16 protein-coding genes are annotated in these 16,425 nt (G+C 68.7%); 3 read left to right on the forward strand and 13 right to left on the reverse strand.

Translation table 11 applies throughout. The annotated features are described in order from the left end of the window. Positions 1-92: 92 nt before the first annotated feature. The 6 genes from G4H71_RS04530 to hsaA all read right to left on the reverse strand — a co-directional run bounded on the left by G4H71_RS04530 (position 93) and on the right by hsaA (position 7,018). Positions 93-743 (reverse strand): PaaI family thioesterase, encoded by a 651-nt coding sequence (locus G4H71_RS04530; RefSeq protein WP_072737942.1) that lies wholly within the window; start codon positions 741-743, stop codon positions 93-95. Further along, the gene (locus G4H71_RS04535; protein ID WP_072737943.1) at positions 743-1,612 is read right to left on the reverse strand and encodes a MaoC/PaaZ C-terminal domain-containing protein; all 870 of its coding nucleotides are present in this window, start codon (positions 1,610-1,612) and stop codon (positions 743-745) included. Before G4H71_RS04535 ends, G4H71_RS04530 begins: the two co-directional genes overlap by 1 nt. A gap of 1 nt (position 1,613) precedes the next feature. Beyond that, a complete protein-coding gene (locus G4H71_RS04540) occupies positions 1,614-3,803 on the reverse strand; it encodes an acyl-CoA dehydrogenase family protein (protein WP_072737944.1) in 2,190 nt (729 codons plus the stop codon). Positions 3,804-3,843: 40 nt separating this feature from the next. Further along, a complete protein-coding gene (locus G4H71_RS04545) occupies positions 3,844-5,007 on the reverse strand; it encodes a steroid 3-ketoacyl-CoA thiolase (RefSeq protein ID WP_072737945.1) in 1,164 nt (387 codons plus the stop codon). A gap of 95 nt (positions 5,008-5,102) precedes the next feature. Beyond that, positions 5,103-5,714: a TetR/AcrR family transcriptional regulator gene (locus G4H71_RS04550; RefSeq protein WP_072737946.1), complete on the reverse strand. Its 612-nt coding sequence runs from the start codon at positions 5,712-5,714 to the stop codon at positions 5,103-5,105. 137 nt (positions 5,715-5,851) lie between these two features. Next, positions 5,852-7,018 carry a 3-hydroxy-9,10-secoandrosta-1,3,5(10)-triene-9,17-dione monooxygenase oxygenase subunit gene (hsaA, locus tag G4H71_RS04555; protein ID WP_072738071.1) on the reverse strand — a complete coding sequence of 389 codons (1,167 nt, stop codon included), beginning with the start codon at positions 7,016-7,018 and terminating at the stop codon, positions 5,852-5,854. Between the two features lie 250 nt (positions 7,019-7,268). On the opposite strand from hsaA, the gene G4H71_RS04560 reads away from it, so the two are divergent. Genes G4H71_RS04560 through G4H71_RS04570 form a run of 3 tightly spaced genes read left to right on the forward strand, consistent with a single transcriptional unit; the run spans position 7,269 to position 9,476 of the window. Continuing rightward, positions 7,269-8,426, forward strand: a complete 1,158-nt coding sequence (locus G4H71_RS04560) for a 3-ketosteroid-9-alpha-monooxygenase, oxygenase component (RefSeq protein WP_072737947.1) — start codon at positions 7,269-7,271, stop codon at positions 8,424-8,426. Beyond that, positions 8,404-8,667 carry a hypothetical protein gene (locus G4H71_RS04565; RefSeq protein WP_072737948.1) on the forward strand — a complete coding sequence of 88 codons (264 nt, stop codon included), beginning with the start codon at positions 8,404-8,406 and terminating at the stop codon, positions 8,665-8,667. The genes G4H71_RS04560 and G4H71_RS04565 overlap by 23 nt, the downstream gene beginning before the upstream one ends. Before the next feature lie 17 nt (positions 8,668-8,684). Next, positions 8,685-9,476, forward strand: a complete 792-nt coding sequence (locus G4H71_RS04570; protein WP_072737949.1) for an SDR family NAD(P)-dependent oxidoreductase — start codon at positions 8,685-8,687, stop codon at positions 9,474-9,476. An 83-nt stretch (positions 9,477-9,559) separates the two neighbouring features. Here G4H71_RS04570 and bphC read toward each other — a convergent pair whose 3' ends face one another. From bphC to G4H71_RS04605, 7 genes are all read right to left on the reverse strand, one after another. After that, positions 9,560-10,483 carry a biphenyl-2,3-diol 1,2-dioxygenase gene (bphC, locus tag G4H71_RS04575; RefSeq protein ID WP_072738072.1) on the reverse strand — a complete coding sequence of 308 codons (924 nt, stop codon included), beginning with the start codon at positions 10,481-10,483 and terminating at the stop codon, positions 9,560-9,562. A gap of 35 nt (positions 10,484-10,518) precedes the next feature. Next, positions 10,519-11,697, reverse strand: coding sequence for an acyl-CoA dehydrogenase family protein (locus tag G4H71_RS04580; RefSeq protein ID WP_072737950.1), 1,179 nt, complete (start codon positions 11,695-11,697; stop codon positions 10,519-10,521). Positions 11,698-11,741: 44 nt separating this feature from the next. Beyond that, positions 11,742-12,785, reverse strand: coding sequence for a 4-hydroxy-2-oxovalerate aldolase (gene dmpG / locus G4H71_RS04585; protein ID WP_072737951.1), 1,044 nt, complete (start codon positions 12,783-12,785; stop codon positions 11,742-11,744). Positions 12,786-12,818: 33 nt separating this feature from the next. Beyond that, positions 12,819-13,742, reverse strand: coding sequence for an acetaldehyde dehydrogenase (acetylating) (locus G4H71_RS04590; RefSeq protein ID WP_072737952.1), 924 nt, complete (start codon positions 13,740-13,742; stop codon positions 12,819-12,821). A 10-nt stretch (positions 13,743-13,752) separates the two neighbouring features. Continuing rightward, the gene (locus tag G4H71_RS04595) at positions 13,753-14,580 is read right to left on the reverse strand and encodes a 2-keto-4-pentenoate hydratase (protein ID WP_072737953.1); all 828 of its coding nucleotides are present in this window, start codon (positions 14,578-14,580) and stop codon (positions 13,753-13,755) included. Further along, entirely contained in the window at positions 14,570-15,445 is an 876-nt protein-coding gene (locus G4H71_RS04600; protein WP_072738073.1) for an alpha/beta fold hydrolase, read from the reverse strand. The genes G4H71_RS04595 and G4H71_RS04600 overlap by 11 nt, the downstream gene beginning before the upstream one ends. Before the next feature lie 81 nt (positions 15,446-15,526). Then, the gene (locus tag G4H71_RS04605; protein ID WP_072738074.1) at positions 15,527-16,414 is read right to left on the reverse strand and encodes an IclR family transcriptional regulator; all 888 of its coding nucleotides are present in this window, start codon (positions 16,412-16,414) and stop codon (positions 15,527-15,529) included. Positions 16,415-16,425: the final 11 nt, after the last annotated feature.

The raw sequence follows: 16,425 nt of genomic DNA on the forward strand, positions 1-16,425 counted from the left end.
GATCCACCGCGGTGGGGGCAGGACGGCGACCTGTCCCTACCGCGGACGCGGCACCGTCTTGTCCCTACCGCGGACGCGGCACCGTCTTGTCCCTACCGCGGACGCGGCACCGTCTTGTCGATGAACAATCCTTCCACCGAGACACACACCTGCCCGTCGGCGGTGCGGATGTCTCCCTCTGCGTGGATCTTTCGTCCGTCGACGGACGCGACCCTCCCGCTGATCGTCAGCGGCTCGAACAGCGGCGTGGGCCGGTGGTACCGAGTGCTCAACTGCGCGGTCATCCCGGACCGCCCGTACCACGCGTTCGCCACGCCGAGGACGTGGTCGAGCAGCAGGGCCGAGACACCACCGTGGACATGCCCCGGTGGTCCCTGATAAGCCATCGTGAGAGTGACGGTCCCGCACACGGTTCCGTCGCCTCGCCCCTCCAGCACGAGCGGTGGGGCGATCGCGTTCTCGGGACCGGTCACCGGATCGTGGCGGGTGACGCCCTCACCGCTCCACATGTCGATCAGGCGCTCCGCCACGGCCGGTGCATGCTCCTCGAGATGTTCGGCGATGCCGTCCAGTTCCTCGGTGACCCGTTCGAGGTTGGCGTTGGTGCGGTCGGTGCGCAACAGGGCGTCGACGACGCGGCGTGCGGCGTCCGTCGCCCGATCGATCGGGTCTCCCGCCCGGGCCGACGTGAGCACGGTGCCGTCGGCGCTGTCCCGGAACGTCGGGTGGGTTCCGAGTTCCATCACCGCACCTCCATCGTGGCGTGCGTGAGCAACGGTTGGCCGGCCCGCTCCGGGCAGATCGCGCGCAGCGTCAGCATGTCCCCGTCACGCCATACCCACGTCTCGACGGTCTCGCCGGGGTGGAGCGAACCGGCGAACCGCACGGAGTACTCACGCACTCGGGCCGGATCGCCGTCGAGCAGGTCGTCGACGACGGCCCTGCAGACGATGCCGTAAGTGGCGAGTCCGTGCAGGATGGGCCGCTCGAAACCGGCCGCGGCAGCGAATGCCGGGTCGGCGTGCAGGGGGTTCATGTCTCCGCTGAGCCGATACACCAGCGCCTGCCCGGGCGCGGTGGGAGCGGTCAGCACCACATCGGGATCCCGGTCGGGCGCCGGTGCTCCGTCCGAAGGTCCGGACCTCCCGCCGAACCCGCCCTCGCCGCGGGACCAGATCTGCATCGAGGAGGTCCACAGCGGTTGGCCCGAGCCGTCGACGGCGTGCTGTTCGAGCACGACCACTGCGGCCTTGGACTTGTCCCAGACGTCGGCGACGCGTGAGGTGATCGTCGCCGTCCCCCGGGTCGGGAGCGGCCGGTGCACGGTGAGCGACTGTCCGGCGTGCAGGACGGCACGCAGGTCGACGTCGACGCCGGGCATCGCCATCGCCGCGGCAGTGTGCGGCCCGGCGGAGATGCCCTGGCCGGCCACCATCGCGAACGTGGGCAGTACCTTCAACTGCTTCTCGTACGTCCAGGCCAGATCCGCGGGGTCGAGCGGCCGGGCCCCGGCGCCGACACCGAGGTGATACAGCATCACGTCTCGCTCGGTCCAGGACGCCTCACGGACGGTCGGTGCGGCGGACAGCGCGGCCGCTACGTCGATCGGCACGTCAGTTCTCCTTCACGGGTTCGGGATCGCGCGGCAGTCCGAGGAGCCGCTCGCCGATGATGTTGAGTTGAATGTTGGTGGTACCGCCGGCAATGGACATGCACTGCGCGTTCAGGAACATGTGAGTCGAGGACTCGCGACCCAGATCGCTGCGCAGTGCGGCGGGTCCGGCCCAGTCCATCGCCACCTCCCAGACCTGCTGGATGTGTTCGACCCCGAGCAGTTTCGCGATCGACGATTCCGCACCGGGCTGGACGCCCGCCAGCGAGCGCAATGTGGTGCGCAGGCCCAACAGACCGACGGACTGGGCGTCACAGAGCACCTTGCCGAGGACGGTCAGCTGCTCGTCGTCGAGTCCTGCGGGCCGTTCGGCCGCGAGCGCCAGCAGGGCCTCCCCGCCCGATCCCAGAGACGAGTCGTTCGAGAGCGAGACCCGCTCGTTGGCCAGGGTGGTGCGCGCGAGTTTCCAGCCGTCTCCCGGTGCGCCGACGAGCAGTTCGTCCGGAACGAACACGTCGTCGAGGAACACCTCGTTGAACAGAGCCTCCCCGGTCATCTCCCGCAGGGGCCGGATATCCGGTCCCGCACTGGCTTTCATGTCGACCAGGAAGTAGGACAGCCCCTTGTGCCTGGGAGCATCCGGATCGGTGCGGGCGAGGCAGATTCCCCAGTCCGCGTCCCGGGCCATGGACGTCCACACCTTCTGTCCCCGGAGTTGCCAGCCGCCGTCCACCGCGGTGGCCCGGGTGGACAGGCCGGCGAGATCGGACCCGGCGCCGGGCTCGGAGAACAGCTGGCACCACACCAGGTCACCACGCAGCGACGGCGGCACGAAACGCTCCTGCTGCGCGGCGTCGCCGTGTTCGACGAGGGTCGGTACCACCCAGTTGCCGATGATCATGTCGTGCGGTTCGAGGCCCGCCGCACGAAGTTCCTCGGCGATGACGAGTTGTTCGACCGGTCCCGCTCCCCTGCCCCACGGCGTCGGGAGATGCGGTGCGGTGTATCCCTTCTCGGCGAGATAGGACGCGCGCACGGCGCCGTCGAGTTCGCGCGCCGGAGCGAGTTCGGCACGTATCACCGCGCGCAGGCGCTCCGCTTCCGGTGGTAGGTCGACACCGAGCACGCGGCGCGTTCCGTCGAGAGTGAGCCGCGCGACGCGACGCCGCCACGATGTCGTGGAACCGAGAAGCAGACGCAGGGATTGTGCGCGACGCAGATACAGATGCGCGTCGTGTTCCCAGGTGTATCCGATGCCGCCGAGCACCTGCACACAGTCCTTGGCCACCTGGAAGGCGGCCTCCGGGGCGACGGACGCGGCCACGGCCGCAGCGAGCGAGGATTCGGCCATCGAGGCCGCCGTGGCGTTTGCGGCGTCCCAGGCGGTGGCCCGCGCCTGCTCGGCGAGCGAGAGCATCCGCGCAATCCTGTGTTTCACCCCCTGGTACTGCCCGATCACCCGGCCGAACTGGCGACGGACCCGGGCGTAGTCGGCGGCGGTGGTGGTGGCCCAGTCGGCGATCCCCGAGGCCTCGGCCGCGAACAGGGTCGCGGCGATGTCGAGGACCCGCTGCGGATCGAGGGTGAGGACGGCATCGTCGGGGAGAACGAGCCGCGGCGCGGTGAACTCGGCACCACGACGCACCACATCGTGGCTGGACAGCGCGGTGACCTCGATCGCCGTCCGCGGCAGCGTGACGAACGCGAGCGAATCGCCGTCCTGCACCGCGGTCAGGAACAGATCTGCGATCTGCCCGCCGAGGACATGGCTCGACGTGCCCGAGACCGTGACGGTGCCCGCGTCGCGGGTCAGTGTGAGAGTTCCCGGCTCGAGTGCGAGTGCCCCGAGAACGCGGCCGTCGGCGAAGGCGGCCAACTCGTCCGTACGGCCCGCCTCCTGCAGGACGGCGCTGGTGACGACGGTGGGAAGGAAGGGCCCCGGTACCAGCGCGCGGCCGAGTTCCTCGACGACGACGGCGAGTTCGACGAGTCCGCACCCGGCCCCACCGTGTTCCTCCGGCAGGTGCAGGCCGAGAACACCCAGTTCCGCGAGGGATTCCCAGAACAGCGGGCGAGTCTCGGCTTCGGCTTCGACGGCCTCGCGGAGCACCGTCGCGCTCACGTGCCTGGCCGCCCAGGCGCGCACCGAGTCGCGGAGCGCGCGGTCGTCGTCGGTCATTCCAATGGTCATGTCTGCCTCGTGATTCCGAGATGTCGAAGGGAGCGACGCGTCAGATGCGCTCGAGCACGGTCGCGGTCGAGAGGGCCCCGCCGGCGCACATCGTGACCAGTGCGGTACCGCGGTCCGTGCGTTCGAGTTCGTGCAGGGCGGTGGTGAGGAGCCGCGCTCCGGTGGAACCGACGGGATGCCCGAGTGCGATGGCACCGCCGTTGACGTTGACCTTGTCCAGGTCGGCACCGTGGACGGCGGCCCAGGACAGGACCACCGAGGCGAACGCCTCGTTGATCTCGACGAGGTCGATGTCCGCCAAGGACATCCCGGCCCGCTCGAGGACGGCGCGCGTGGCGTCGATCGGACCGTCGAGGTGGAAGTACGGGTCGGCCCCGACCATCGTCGAGGCGACGATCCGAGCCCGCGGCCGGAGACCGAGTTCGCGAGCGCGGGCCTCACTCGTCAGCAGGACCGCGGCGGCACCGTCACTGATCTGCGACGAGTTGCCTGCGGTGTGGACATGGCCGTCGATCACGGGCTTCAGGCCGGCGAGCGCCTCCGCCGTGGTCTCGCGCAACCCCTGATCCCGTGAGACGAGTGTGGTCTCGCCGGTGGGCACGCCGTCCGCCCCGAACACGGGGGCCTTCAACGGTACGACTTCCCGGTCGAACCGACCTTGGCTCCACGCGCGGGCGGCGCGACGCTGCGACTCGAGCCCGAAGGCATCGACGTCGGCACGGGTGATGCCGCGCAGTTCCGCGATCCGCTGCGCGGACGTGAACTGGTCGCCCATGTCGATCGTCCAGTCGTCGGGATAGGGGCTGCCGGTGTCCGGGGTCACCGCCTGACCGAGGAACACCCGGCTCATCGCTTCTACGCCGCAACCGATTCCGGCATCGATCTGCCCGGAGGCGATCAGCCCTGCCACCATGTGGACCGCCTGCTGGGACGAGCCGCACGCGCAATCGATCGTGGTCGCAGCGGTGGTGTAGGGCAGGCCGGCGTGCAACCACGCCTGGCGCGTCACGTTGTTGGACTGTTCACCGGCCTGGGTGACGCAGCCGCCGACGATCTGGCCCACATCCGTGGCGGCCACCCCGGCGCGGTCGAGAACGGCCTGCTGGACGTGGCCGAGCAGTGGGGCGGGATGCAGCCCGCTGAGCGCGCCGCGGCGCCGCCCGATCGGTGTCCGCGCCGCCTCGACGATCACTACGTTGCTCATGTCGATCTCCCTGATCCCCGACTCCGGGGGCTGTATTAGAATTCATTTCATTTCTTTGGAGACGCCTGTGCGCCCGTCCCGCGAGCGCGAGGGCGTCAGTGCTCGGCGAGCCCGTTCAGCAGCAGGTCGCAACCGCGACGGATGTCGGCCTCGGCATCCGGTATCGAGATCCGGCCGTTCAGACAGGACTGGATCACGCCGAACCACAGTTGCATGAGCAGCCGCAGCGACGTCAGATCGCCCTCCGACGGTGCGTCGATACCCGCCGCGTCGAGCAGCAACTGCCGGAAGAGCGTATCCACCTTCATCGCATCGGGAATCGTCGCCGCGTTGGCGGTGCTGGTGGACTGGATCATCGCGGTCGACAACGCCGGTCGCCGCAACAGCCCTCTGGTCGCCCGCACCAGGACGTCGTACACCGCGTCCTGCGGCGAGTCTCCCGCCGGCGGCACCCGAGCGAAGCCACGGCCCATTCTCTCGATCTGGTCCACCATCACGGCGACGAACAGGTGCGTCTTGGACGGGAAGTACCGATACAGGGTGCCGATCGCGACACCGGCACGCTTGGCCACCTCGTGCATCTGTACCCGCGCCAACTCCTTCTCGCTGGCCAGAGCCTCGGCGGCCTCGAGCATGCGGTGGTGACGTGCACGCTGTTCCTCCGAGCTCGGCTCTGCCGCATCGCGCGCCTCGGCGATCCTCGGCATCCTCGGGCCCCCTCTCGTTCATCCCCGTGACGGTGGCGGGACACCGCCGTACGGTGCCGATTCTGTCACCTCTCCGTCCCGGTCGGGGCTCACGCCCGGTCAGTGGGATCGGGTCGGATCGGTGGGATTTCGTCCGCTCACACCAGCGTGTCCTCGACCGGGAGCCCGAACACGCCCCGCCCGTAGAGTGCGAGCGCGCGCTCGGGTTCGTTCGCGACGTGTACCCCGGCCGCGTGCGCGTCCCGCCAGGCGCGCTCGATCCGGTTGCCGCGGGCCAGCGAGGCTCCGCCGGCGGTCTTGAACAGGAGGTCGATCGCCTCGAGCGCACGTTCGGTGGCTCGCACCTGGTCCCGGCGAGCCCGCAACCGCAGCGCCATCGGCAGTTCCTCACCCCGCCTGGCCAGGTCCCAGAGTGCCGCCACGTTGCGTTCCGTCTGCAACACGGAAGCATCGATCTCCGACGACGCACGTGCGACGGCGACCTGGGCGAACGGATCCTCCACGAACCTTCCGCCACCGAGGCTCAGCCGCACCCGTTCCTGCATCGCGCCGACGTAGCGGTCGAAGCAGCCGGCGACCGTCCCGACGATCGGCACGGTGACCGCGGTGGTGAAGATCGTGCCGAACGGCAGCCGGTAGAGCGGGCCGCGATTCACCTTCTGCCCGGGCCCGACCAGACGGGTGGTCTCGTAGTTGCGTTTGACGCGATGCTCGGGGACGTACGCCTGACCGACGACGATCTCGTTGCTCCCGGTGCCGCGCATCCCCACGACGTCCCACACGTCGTTGACGACGTAGTCGGAGCGCGGCACGAGCACGGTGAGGAAGTCGACCGGTCGCCCCTCGGCACCGATCACCATCGCCCCGAGCAACGCCCACGACGCGTGGTCGCAGCCGGAGGAGAACTGCCACTTCCCCGACAGCTCGAATCCGCCCTCAACCGGTTCGAGCCGCCCGATCGGGGCGTACGCGGAGCACACCAGCGCGTCGGGGTCCGCGCCCCACACGTCCTTCTGCGCGGCATCGGGAAACAACGCGAGATGCCACGGATGCACCCCGAGCACGGAGGCCACCCACCCGGTCGACCCACAGGCACCGGACAACTCGCGGATCACCTCGTAGAACAGTCCCGGATCGCACTCCGCGCCGCCGTACCGCCGCGGCTGGAGCATTCGGAACACACCGGACTCCGTGAGCCGCCCGACGACGTCGGCAGGGAGACGACGCGACTCGTCCACCCACTCGGCCCGGGCAGCGATGTCCGGCAGGAGTTCGCGTACCGCAGCGAGTACCTCGTTGGCCACTTCCGACAACACCTCCCACACCTCGCCGCACCCGGCACGGACCACGGTGTCCCGGCCTGTCGGAGCGACTGCGCCGACACTAGGTCGCCGCCCGGCCGCGCGGTCCCACCGTCTCGCTGACCGGGAGAAACCGCGTCGGCTCCGGTCCCGCCCAGCGGGACGCCCGGTACCGACCCCACACCCCTCCCCTAGCGTCCGGACCGACCGGCGTCGTGGGGACGGCGCACCTGTACGGAGAGGACGGACACCAGTGACCAGAGCGGAAACCGACACGATCCGCGAGATCGAAACCGGCAGCGCACCTGCTCGTTTCGCTCGTGGCTGGCATTGCCTCGGCCTGTCCGAGGACTTCCGGGACGGGCAGCCGCACTCCCTCCAGGCATTCGGCACGAAGCTCGTCGTGTTCGCCGACTCGGCGGGCGAGCTGGCCGTCCTCGACGCCTACTGCCGACACATGGGAGGAGACCTGAGCAGAGGCTCGGTCAAAGGTGACTCCGTCGCCTGTCCCTTCCACGACTGGCGATGGGGGGCGAACGGCCGGTGTACCGCGATTCCCTACGCACGCCGTGTCCCCCCACTCGCCCGCACCCGCGCCTGGCACACTCTCGACCAGGACGGAATGCTCTTCGTGTGGAACGACCCGGAGGGCAACCCTCCTCCCGCGGACGTGACGATTCCCAGGATCGAAGGCGCACTGAGCGACGAGTGGACGGACTGGGTCTGGTATCGGACGACCGTCGGCACCAACTGCCGCGAAGTGGTCGACAACGTCGTCGACATGGCCCACTTCTTCTACGTGCACTACTCGTTCCCGACCTACTTCAAGAACGTCTTCGAAGGCCACGTCGCCAGCCAGTTCATGCGGGGCGAGGCCCGCGAGGACATGCGCCCCCACGCCACCGGACAGCCGAGGATGCTCGGGAGCAGTTCCGACGCAACCTACTTCGGACCCTCGTTCATGGTCGACGACCTGACCTACCGCTACGAGGGTTACGACGTCGAGTCCATCCTGATCAACTGTCACTACCCGGTCAGCGCGACCGAGTTCGTGCTCCAGTACGGGATCATCGTCAAGAAGTCGCCGCAACTGGACTCCGACACCGCCGCCGCGACCGCCGCGGGCTTCGGCACCTTCATCGCCAAGGGATTCGAGCAGGACATCGAGATCTGGAAGAACAAGACCCGCATCGAGAACCCGCTGCTGTGCGAGGAGGACGGCCCCGTCTACCAGCTGCGGCGGTGGTACGAGCAGTTCTACGTCGACGTCGCCGACGTCACCCCGGAGATGACCGATCGGTTCGAGTTCGAACTGGACACCACCCGGCCGGTGGAGTCGTGGAAGAAGGAGATGCAGGCGAACCTCGCGCGCAAGAAGGCCGAAGCCGATGCAGCCGCTGCAGTGCACTGAGTGCGGAGCGCTGGTCGGCGTCGAGAAGTTCAGCTGGGAGCACACGTCGGTGCAGTGGAACGCTGCTGCCCGCGCACGATGCCAGGTCCTCGGCGCCGGAGATCCGGGCCGGGACGGCCGCCCCGGTGCGCCCCGGCGTGCCTGCCCCGCCCTGTCCGACAGCGTCACCGCCGCAGCGGAATCCGGTGCCGTACCCGTCCACGACGATCGGCCGGTTCCCACGCCGATCGTCGTCCCCTGAGCGAACGGAATCACTCCATGATCGACCCACAGATCTACGGCCCCTGGGCCGTCGTCGCCGGCGGCTCGGAAGGCGTCGGCGCGGCCTTCACCGACGAGCTGGCACGTGCCGGAATCCATCTGGTGCTCGTCGCCAGGAAATCGGGCCCGCTCGAGGACACCGCGGCGAAGGCCCGAGCCCACGGAGTACAGGTACGCACCCTCGCCCTGGACCTGCTCGATCCGGACGCACTCGCACGGATCCGGACGCTCACCGACGACGTCGAGGTCGGACTTCTCATCTTCAATGCCGGGGCGAACAGCTACGGGCACGAGTTCGTCACCGGCGACATGGACCGCTTCCGCGACGTCCTCGAACTCAACGTGGTCAAGCAGCTCGAGCTCTCGCACCACTTCGGCGCTCTCATGCGGACGCGCGGGCGCGGGGGCATCGTGCTGCTCGGTTCGTTGTCCGGCTACATGGGCGCGGAGGATCAGAGCATCTACTCCGGCGCCAAGGCGTTCAGCCGGATCTTCGCCGAGAGCCTGTGGCTCGAACTGGATCCGTACGGCGTGCACGTCGTCGAACTGGTCCTCGGTGTGACCAGGACTCCGGCGATGGTGCGCGCCGGCCTGAACTTCGACATCCCCGGTATGAACGTCGCGGAACCGGAGGACGTCGCCCGTGAGGGCCTCGAGCATCTCGCGGACGGACCCGTGTGGGTGGCGGGCGGCAACTACGACGCCGCACAGAAGCGCAACGCCTTTCCCCGCGCGCCCATGGTGCGCGCGGCGGCGCGGTCGATGCGCGCCCTCCTCGGCAGACGCTGACACCCCCCTCCCCCTCGGGTGAAAGGACCCTTCGACCGATCTGATCGGTCGAAGGGTCCTTTCACCCATCCGGGAGGCCGACGTCAGGGGGACGGCGGGGCGAAGGCCGCCAGCGGCTCCGAATCGGACCAGTCGTGGCCCCAATAGCTGTCCGCGGTGATTTCCTCTGCCGTGTAGAAGGTCTCGTCGACGAGCATCCCCTCGGTGCCGAACTCGAGATCCCAGCCGCCCGGCGCGCGGACGTAGAACGAGACCATCTTGTCGTTGGTGTGCCGTCCGAGAGTCGACGAGATCGAGAAGCCCAGCTTCCCCAGCCGATCGAGGGCCTGGCCGACCGCGTCGAGCGAATCCACCTCCGTCATCAGGTGCACCATCCCCGGTGCCTCCGTCGGCGGCGCGGGACACAGGGCGAGCGAGTGGTGCCGCTGGTTGACGCCCATGAACCGGACGCGGCGCGCGGGCCCGGGAGCATCGGGATCACCGATCCGGATCGAACCGCGGGGGAGGAAGCCGAGCACCTCGGTGTAGAACCGGTAGGCCTCCTCGAACTGCGGGGTCGGCAACACGACGTGTCCGAGACCCTGCGCGCCGGTGACGAAGCGGCCCCCGAACGGTGTCACGACCGGGCTGTGGTCGAGCACCGGGCCGAAGAACACCTCGACGCGGGTGCCGGACGGGTCGTCGAACGCGATCACCTGCTCCGCGTCGCGATAGCGTGCCTCCTCCTCGGACAGCACGTCCACCGACACTCCGGCCTTCTCCACCGACTCCTGCACCCGCGCCAGTGCGAACTGATCCCGCACCTCCCAGCCCACCGCGAGCGCCTTGTCCGTGTCCCCCGGCAGGACCGCCAGACGGGCGCGGCGCTCGTCGACACGGGCGTACAGGCCGTCCGGCTCCGGGCCCGAGCCGACGGCCATGCCCAGCCCGTCGACGAGCAGCTCGCGCCAGCGAGCCACGTCTCGCGTACGGATTCGGAGATAGCCGAGTCCTCGAATGTCCGTCATGGTCGACGGTCCTCCTCTCGGATCCATCGGTCCGCTCAGATCATCGAGCGGTGCACGCCCTGCGGCTCACCGCCCAGCTGTGTCAGCGCGGACGCGTGGAAGATGGAGCCGGGCACGTGGATCGCGTGCTGCAGGCCGGCGTGCGCATCCCGCCAGAACCGCTGCAACGGCGTGCTCAGCTGCAGGGCACCGCCCCCGGAACGCGCGAAGATCTCGTCGACGGCGCGCACGGCGCGCCACGCCGCGGCGGTCTGGGTGCGACGGCCGACGGCACGCTGTTCGAAGGTGACCTCCTGCCCCTTCTCCGTCATGTCCCAGAATCGGTCCACGGTCTCGAGGATCGCGGCCCGCGACGCGGCGATCTCGGCGGCAGCCTCGCCGATCGCGAACAACACGTACGGATCGTCCTTGATGGGCGTGCCGTACACGGTGACCCGCTCGCGCTGGGCCGCGATGTTCGCCGCGAGAGCGCCCTCGGCACAACCGATCAGAGAGGACGTGATACCCAGCGGGAAGATGCAGGAGAACGGGAAGTTGTACAGGGTCTCGGTCCGGCCGGCTTCCTTGGGGGCGCGGCCGTCCATCACCTTGTCCGCCGAGAGCGTGCGGTGCGTCGGAATGAACGCGTCCTTCACGATCAGGTCCTTGCTCCCGGTTCCGCGCAGACCGACGACGTTCCAGCTCTCCTGGTCGATGTCGTAGTCGGAGCGCGGCAGCAGGACGTGCATCGCCTGCGGCGGCATCAGCGGCTTGCCGTCGTCGCCACCGAGCGCGGCACCGATCATGATCCACCCGCAGTGGTCGGTTCCGGACGAGAACGACCACCGGCCGTTGAGGATGTAGCCGCCGTCGACGGGGCGCGCGACGCCCATCGGCGCATAGGGCGAGGCCATCCACATCTCGGGATCCTCGCCCCAGACGTCCTGCTGTGCCTGCGGATCGAAGAAGGCGAGCTCCCACGGGTGGACGCCGACGATGCCGCTGACCCATCCGGTCGCGCCGTCGAGTGAGGCGATCCGCATGACCGTTTCGGCGAACTCTCGCGGGTGTGCCTCCTGTCCGCCGAACTCCTTCGGCTGGAACATGCGGATGACACCGGAATCACGCAGCCGCTTGGCAGACGTGTCCGACAGGCGCATCAACCGGTCGCCCTCGGTGCCCTCCGCACGGAGCTCGTCCGCATACTGTTCGATCCTGTCCAGAACCTTGCCCATGGTCTTCTCGCTCCTGTGGTGAATCGGGTACCCGGCGGATTCGCCTAGGCAGACTGTGCGGCGGCCGGGACCCCACCGGCCAGACCGATGGCGATCTCGATGAGCTGGTCCTCCTGCCCACCGACGAGTTTCCGGCGGCCGGCCTCGCGGAGGATCTCGGCACCGGACACTCCGTAGCGGCGTGCATGACCGTCGGCGTGCTTGAGGAAACTCGAGTAGACGCCGGCGTAGCCCATCATCAGTGACATCCGGTCGAGCAGGCACTCGCCGTCCATCACCGGTCGAACCACGTCCTCGGCGGCGTCGACGATCTTCAGAGTGTCCACTCCCGTTCGGATTCCCAGCTTTTCGGCGACGGCGACGAATGCCTCGACCGGGGTGTTGCCGGCGCCCGCACCGAAACGACGGGTGGAGCCGTCGATCTGGAGCGCGCCGGCCTGCACGGCGATGACCGAGTTGGCCACGCCCAGGCCGAGATTCTCGTGACCGTGGAACCCCACCTGGGCGTCGTCTCCGAGTTCGGCGACGAGCGCCGACACCCGGTCGCCCACGGCGTTCATGATCAGGGCTCCGGCCGAGTCGACGATGTAGACGCACTGGCAGCCGGCGTCCGCCATGATCCGCGCCTGTCGCGCGAGTACCTCGGGCGGCTGGCTGTGCGACATCATCAGGAATCCGACTGTGTCGAGGCCGAGTTCGCGAGCCAGACCGAAATGCTGCACCGAGATGTCGGCCTCGGTGCAGTGGGTCGCGATCCGGCAGATGCTCGCGCCGTTGTCGGCGGCCTCCCGGATGTCGGACTGGACGCCGAGCCCGGGCAACATCAGAAAGGCGATCTTCGCCTGCTTCGCCGCGGCGACGGCCGCGGAGATCAGTTCCTGTTCGGGGGTGTGGCTGAATCCGTAATTGAACGACGAGCCGCCGAGCCCGTCGCCGTGTGTCACCTCGATCACGGGCACACCCGCGGCGTCGAGCGCGGTGACGATGGCGGTGACGTCGTCGACGGTGAACTGGTGGCGCTTGGCGTGCGACCCGTCACGGAGTGAGGAATCGGTGATCCGGATGTCGAGTTCGGCGCTGAAAGGCATGGTATGTCCTAGGGAGAGATATGGAGTCGGAACTCAGACGGAGGACGTCGCGTCGGCGGTCCTGGCAGCGAGGATCTGCTCGGCGAAGCTCTCGCCCACCCTGGTGGCCGCGGCCGTCATGATGTCGAGGTTGCCCGAATACGGCGGCAGGAAATCCCCTGCACCCTCGACCTCGAGGAAGATCGCGACCCGGGCGAGCCCACCGCTGATCGGGGTCGGAACGTCGTACTGCGGTTCCGCACGCAGCCGGTATCCGGGGACGTATTGCCGAACGGTGTCGGCGACCTCGTGGACCGAGGCGGTGATCGCTGCCCGGTCCGCATCGGCGGGAATCGAGCAGAACACGGTGTCCTTCATCAGCATCGGCGGCTCGGCCGGGTTGAGGATGATGATCGCCTTGCCGCGGCGAGCGCCGCCGATCGTCTCGATTCCCCGGCTCGTGGTGATGGTGAACTCGTCGATGTTGGCCCGGGTTCCCGGCCCCGCGGACGGCGAGGCGACACTGGCCACGATCTCCGCGTAGGCCACCTCCACCACCCGCGACACGGCGTACACCATCGGAATGGTGGCCTGTCCGCCACAGGTGATGAGGTTGACGTTCGCCGCATCGAGGTGTTCACCCATGTTGACGGCGGGGACCACGGCGGGCCCGAGAGCCGCGGGCGTGAGGTCGATCGCCTGGATGCCCAACTCGCGGTACCTCGGCGCGTTCGCGCGATGGACGTAGGCGGACGTCGCCTCGAACACCAGATCCGGCAACTCGCCCTGCGAGAGGAGCCAGTCCACACCCTCGGCGCTGGCGATCATTCCCTGGTCTGCGGCCCGCTTCAGACCCTCACTGGCCGGATCGACGCCGATCATCCAACGCGGCTCGACGATGTCCGAACGCAACAGCTTGTACATCAGGTCGGTACCGATGTTCCCGGACCCGACGATGGCGGCGGTGGCTTTGCTCACTGGAAGTTCCTCACTTGAATTCAACTGTCACGGAGCCGATGTCACTGAAATCGGCGCGGAACACGTCTCCGGGCCTGGCGTCGATCGCGCGCGTGCACGAACCGGGAAGGATCACGTGCCCGGCCTCGAGCCGGACCCCGAAACTCGCGACCTTGCGGGCGAGCCACGCGACCGCCCGCGTCGGATCGCCGAGCACCGCCGACGCGTCACCGCGCGCGATCTCCTCGTCGCCGCCGCTCGTCTGCTTCCACAGCACCGCCGACACCGCTCCGATGTCCACCTTCGAGGGCTCGACACGCCCTCGGCCGAGGGTGATCCCCGCCGACGAGGCGTTGTCCGCGATGGTGTCGGCGAGGCCGATCCGCCAGTCCTCGATCCGGCTGTCGATCAGTTCGATCGACGGCACGATGTACTCGGTGGCGTCGAGGACGTCTCGCTCGGTGCAGCCCTCACCCGGCAGAGTCGCGCCGAGAACGTACCCGATCTCGACCTCGATCCGCGGCAGACAGAATCGGGAGGTGTCGATCGGCGTCCCCTCGGGGTAGACCATCGTGTCCAGCAGATGGCCGTAGTCCGGCTCGTCGACTCCCATCATCTTCTGCATGACCTCGGAGGAGAGCCCGACCTTGTGGCCGTAGACCCGCTCGCCTGCCTCGAGTCGACGACGAATGTTGATCAGCTGGATCTCGTAGGCATCGACGACGTCGATGCCGGGGAAGGTCTCACCGAGCGGGGCGACGGCCACACGGCTGCGCTCGGCCTCCCGCAGCAGCCGGGCGGCTTCCGCCCTGTGTGCATCGGTGAGACTGCCGGTGCCGGAGTGACCGTCAGCGCTCATCGAATTCCTTCCGCAGCAGGAACGCGAGCACGGCGGATTCGAATGCCGTCTTCTGCTCGATCATCGCCCAGTGCCCGCAGTTGGGGAACACGTGCAGTTCGGCTCCGGGGATCAGACGCATCGGGATGATCGCCATGTCCATCGGGCTGACCCGGTCGTCGCGGCCCCAGGTGAGCAGGGTCGGCGCCGTCACCTTGTGCAACTGCGCCCAGTACGGAACGGCATCCGCAGCGGTGGCGGCCTGCGCCGCGGCGGCCATCGCGGCCTTGCTGTACATCCGCCGCGCGCTGTCGAGGGTCTCCGGATCGGTGGCCTGCTGCCAGCGCTCCTCGATGAGTTCCTCGGTCACCATCGCCGGATCGAACACCATCGAGTGCAGCCATTCGATCAGCCGTTCCCGGGTGGGGTTCTCGGTGAACTCCATGAGGAGTTTGATGCCCTCACCCGGGCCGGGGCTGAACAGATTTCGGCCGATGCCGCCGATCGTGACGAGCTTGTTCACCCGCGCGGGGTGGTTGATCGCCAAGTTGGTGGCGACGATTCCACCCATCGAGTTGCCGATCACCGCCACGTCGTCGAGTCCGAGCCCGTCGAGAAACCGGACCACCGCGTCCTGAGCCGTGAGCATCGGGTGTCCGCCGAAGTCGTCGCTCACGCCGAAGCCGGGGAACTCCAGGATCAACGTCCGGAAGTGCTCCGCGAAGAAGCCGAGATTTCCACGGAAGTTCCGCCATCCGGTGACCCCGGGTCCGGATCCGTGCAGCAGCAGGAGCGGCGGACCGTCACCGGCCTCGTGGTACCGGAGCACTCCGAGATCGGTGTGCAACTCCTCGAGTGTGCCGTCGTGGCTCGTGTCGATCGTCATGTCGATCACGTTGCCAGCGGCGCCCGTACCTGCACATACGCGCTCCCACCCAGCGAGACGTCGTGTTCGACGTGCCGGCCCTCAGAGCCATTGACCGGCCGGCACCGACAGGAGACGGTCGAGCGCCTGTGGCGACCAGGAACTTTCGGGAACCTGCGCCTGACGCCGGCCGCGGCGGGGAGCGCCGAGCTCGGGATAGAGCGTGCGGGACACCTCGCGGGCGGCATCGACGACCAGTGGGGCGACCCGTTCGAGTGCCGCGGTGCGCGCGTCCCCGCACAGCGAGATCCCGGCGACCGGGCCGTCGTGCCCGCGAACCGCAGCCCCGACGCACGCGACGCCCCGCATCGCCTCGCCACGTTCGAAGGCGAGGCCCCGCCTGCGCCGGATCCGATTGAGTTCCTGATGCAACGTGGTGAGGTCGCCGATCGTTCGGTCGGTGGTTCTGGTCAGGCGTGGCCCGTACAGCGCATCGACTCGTTCCGGATCCACCCACGCGAGCATCGCCTTGCCTGCCGCGGTGGAGTAGGCGGGCACCCGGCCGCCCACCCGAGAGGTGAGGGTCGCGGCGAGCCGGCCACCGAGCTTGTCCAGATAGACCCCTTCGCCGCCGTCGAGCACGCTCAGGTGCACCACCATGCCGGTCTGCATGTGCAGCTCGTGCAGCAGAGGTGCCGCCGCGGCACGGATCTGTCCCTGACCGTTGTCGCCGCCGCCCATTCCCAGGGCGCGCCTGCCGAGGCAGTATCCGAACGACGCATGGTCCACCCATCCGACACGGACGAGCTGGTCCAGGATGCGGTGCACCGTCGAGCGCGGCAGCCCCGAACGGCATGCGACCTCCTCGAGAGTGAGACGCGATGCCCGCCCCTCGAACGCGTCGAGGATCAACGTCATCCGCTCCACCATCGATGCCGGTACGGCCTGCTTGGCCGAGGTTGCGGGGATATCCACGTCGACGACGGTCATCGGTACCTCCA

It is taken from the genome of Rhodococcus triatomae, from assembly GCF_014217785.1.
Taxonomy (GTDB): Bacteria; Actinomycetota; Actinomycetes; order Mycobacteriales; family Mycobacteriaceae; genus Rhodococcus_F; species Rhodococcus_F triatomae.

Excerpts from the sequence above, each read along its gene's own strand:
- G4H71_RS04545 (WP_072737945.1), bottom strand. The coding sequence starts at position 5,007 with ATGAGCAACGTAGTGATCGTCGAGGCGGCGCGGACACCGATCGGGCGG.
- G4H71_RS04530 (WP_072737942.1), bottom strand. The coding sequence starts at position 743 with ATGGAACTCGGAACCCACCCGACGTTCCGGGACAGCGCCGACGGCACC.
- G4H71_RS04550 (WP_072737946.1), bottom strand. The coding sequence starts at position 5,714 with ATGCCGAGGATCGCCGAGGCGCGCGATGCGGCAGAGCCGAGCTCGGAG.
- G4H71_RS04595 (WP_072737953.1), bottom strand. The coding sequence starts at position 14,580 with ATGAGCGCTGACGGTCACTCCGGCACCGGCAGTCTCACCGATGCACAC.
- G4H71_RS04605 (WP_072738074.1), bottom strand. The coding sequence starts at position 16,414 with ATGACCGTCGTCGACGTGGATATCCCCGCAACCTCGGCCAAGCAGGCC.
- G4H71_RS04540 (WP_072737944.1), bottom strand. The coding sequence starts at position 3,803 with ATGACCATTGGAATGACCGACGACGACCGCGCGCTCCGCGACTCGGTG.
- G4H71_RS04565 (WP_072737948.1), top strand. The coding sequence starts at position 8,404 with ATGCAGCCGCTGCAGTGCACTGAGTGCGGAGCGCTGGTCGGCGTCGAG.
- dmpG (WP_072737951.1), bottom strand. The coding sequence starts at position 12,785 with ATGCCTTTCAGCGCCGAACTCGACATCCGGATCACCGATTCCTCACTC.
- G4H71_RS04580 (WP_072737950.1), bottom strand. The coding sequence starts at position 11,697 with ATGGGCAAGGTTCTGGACAGGATCGAACAGTATGCGGACGAGCTCCGT.
- G4H71_RS04570 (WP_072737949.1), top strand. The coding sequence starts at position 8,685 with ATGATCGACCCACAGATCTACGGCCCCTGGGCCGTCGTCGCCGGCGGC.
- G4H71_RS04600 (WP_072738073.1), bottom strand. The coding sequence starts at position 15,445 with ATGACGATCGACACGAGCCACGACGGCACACTCGAGGAGTTGCACACC.
- bphC (WP_072738072.1), bottom strand. The coding sequence starts at position 10,483 with ATGACGGACATTCGAGGACTCGGCTATCTCCGAATCCGTACGCGAGAC.